This is a genomic window from Pseudomonas sp. GM24, from assembly GCF_000282235.1.
In the GTDB taxonomy this organism is placed as follows: Bacteria; Pseudomonadota; Gammaproteobacteria; order Pseudomonadales; family Pseudomonadaceae; genus Aquipseudomonas.
The window spans coordinates 1-533 of sequence record NZ_AKJR01000385.1; the positions used below are offsets into that span (position 1 = coordinate 1).

Sequence of the window (533 nt, forward strand, 5' to 3'; positions counted from 1 at the left end):
CGAAATCGATGTCGGGTTGGGGTTTGGCTGGAGTCATTCGCTGGCACATCGGCTGGAGTTTTTCGCTGATGAGGTGGTTTGGGTCGATCACGAAAACCGGCGCACTCGATTTCCGTTGCCGAGCGTTGAAAGACCGGCGATTCACAACAGTTTGTCGCGGGCGGCGATTTTTCTTGGCGATGAACCGGAAGAACTGATCCTCGCGCTGGCCGGTGAAACGGCGCGGTTCTATCACTTTCGCGCAGGACGGCTGACGGCGATCAGCGATAGCTATGGCAACCGTCTGACGGTGCAGCGCGATCGCTCTGACCGGGTGCAGCGACTGGACAACGGCGCCGGGCGTTCGCTGCTGTTGCGCTATGACCGCGCGCAGTTGGTTGGTGTGGATTACCAGGTGTTTCGCGACGGTGCCTGGAGCACCGAACAGGCGCTGGTCAGTTACCGCTACGACGCTTATCAACACCTGATCGAGGCCAGCAACGCCGTCGGTGACAGCGAGCGTTACGACTACGACGACGCCCACGTGATCCTGC

1 protein-coding gene is annotated in these 533 nt (G+C 60.2%); it reads left to right on the forward strand.

The features are described 5' to 3' along the window. Positions 1-533: DUF6531 domain-containing protein (locus PMI23_RS28540; protein ID WP_007950349.1), on the forward strand; the 533-nt coding region annotated here is incomplete at both ends.